The organism is Nocardia sp. NPDC058058 (genome assembly GCF_042885355.1).
Lineage (GTDB): Bacteria > Actinomycetota > Actinomycetes > Mycobacteriales > Mycobacteriaceae > Nocardia.
In genome coordinates, this window is the sequence record NZ_JBHVSA010000055.1 from 1 (window position 1) to 1,069 (window position 1,069).

Annotated in this window: 2 protein-coding genes; both read left to right on the forward strand. The window is 74.6% G+C overall.

The genetic code is table 11. The features are described 5' to 3' along the window. A partial coding sequence (locus ACFVUS_RS44130; RefSeq protein WP_387781609.1) for a VOC family protein occupies positions 1-486 on the forward strand: 486 nt, incomplete at its 5' end. A 125-nt stretch (positions 487-611) separates the two neighbouring features. After that, positions 612-926, forward strand: coding sequence for a hypothetical protein (locus ACFVUS_RS44135; protein ID WP_073794908.1), 315 nt, complete (start codon positions 612-614; stop codon positions 924-926). Positions 927-1,069: the final 143 nt, after the last annotated feature.

A 1,069-nucleotide genomic window follows, 5' to 3' on the forward strand; every position in this document is an offset into this window, starting at 1 on the left:
CTGAACCACGCCGTGCTCTGGATCCGCGAGGTCGAGCGCTCCGTCGCCTTCTACACCGAGGTCTTCGGCTTCCAGGTGGACCACCTGATCCCCGGCCGGGCCGCCTTCCTGAGCGCCCCGGGCAGCCTCAACGACCACGACCTCGGGCTGTTCGCGATCGGCTCCGACGCCCCCGGGCCCGAACAGGGCCGGGTCGGCCTCTACCACCTGGCCTGGGAGGTCGGCACCCTCGGGGAGCTGGCGGAGCTGGGCCGCGAGCTGACCGAGCGCGGCGCGCTGGTCGGCGCGACCGACCACCTGGTCTCCAAGTCCTTCTACGCCAAGGACCCGGACGGCAACGAGTTCGAGCTGATGTGGCGCGTCCCCCGGGAGGACTGGCCCGCCGCCGACTCCGACCTGCGCTCCGGCCCGCTCGACCTGCCCGCCGCGATCGCGCGCTGGGGCACGGAGCTCGCGACCGGTTCGGCGGCGGGCGACGCCAGCTGAACCTGCGGCCCCGTCCGCCGGGAGTCCCGGAGCGGCGAGGGGCCGCGCGCCCGTGGGCGGACCGGGGTGTTCCGTAGCGGGACAACGGGCAACCTGCCGGATATGACCGGGATGTTGATGTTCTCGTGACGAGGCAGGGGCTCTGGACGCTGCTGAGCGTCCACCTGTGTCTCGGGTCGTGGGGTGCGCTGGCCCTGATCGTGCTGGCCCCCAGGCTCCAGGCGACTCAGGACTCCCTGAGCGGCGCGGCCATGCTGGCGATGGTCGTGGCTCCGGTGGCCGTCTCCATCCTGCTCGCCTGGCTCATGGACGGGGGCTCCGGCGGAAGCGGGGGCGGCGGGGGCGGCAGCTGGTCCGGGAGCGACGGCGGGGCCGGGCCCGGGGGCTGTGCCGCCGGAGGCGGCTGCGCGGGCTGTGGAGGCTGCGGAGGCGGGCTCTGAGCCCCTCCCGGGGCGCGGCCGGGAATCGGGTGCCCGGAGCCCCCTCCAGTCCCTGAGCGGTCCGGGGAGCCTCCTCCCCTCCCTCGGTACCCCCTCCCCTGGACAGGTACTGAACGCCGGTTCAGCCCCTTCGGTCCCTGTCC